Consider the following 323-nt stretch of genomic DNA (forward strand, 5'->3'; position numbering starts at 1 on the left):
GTAGGGCAACAATTACGCGAGAATGTTTCCCCCTCAACTCAAAGATGGCCGTCTCGTGTATACATATCTAGAGATGATGCCGATGAACGGCGTGTGGTTAATGAAACGCAAGTCGTCCGTCTTCTGGAAGACTACGGCTTTTCTCGTGTGATTTTATCAAACCTTTCGCTCGCTGAACAGATAGTGCTGTTCTATCAAGCAGACGTAGTTATTGGGCCGCACGGAGCAGGCCTTCTGAATGCTGTATACAGCGAAGATGTTCAGGTGATAGAGATCTTTGGAGATTATCGAAACGCCTGTTATTACACGATGAGTGGGTTGGA

Annotated in this window: 1 protein-coding gene; it reads left to right on the forward strand. The window is 46.7% G+C overall.

Going from position 1 to position 323, the window contains the following annotated elements:
* Positions 1-63: 63 nt before the first annotated feature.
* Positions 64-323: DUF563 domain-containing protein (locus tag EXE42_RS17365; protein WP_241988444.1), on the forward strand; the 260-nt coding region annotated here is incomplete at its 3' end.

Source organism: Halorubrum sp. SP3, from assembly GCF_005435195.1.
In the GTDB taxonomy this organism is placed as follows: domain Archaea; phylum Halobacteriota; class Halobacteria; order Halobacteriales; family Haloferacaceae; genus Halorubrum; species Halorubrum sodomense.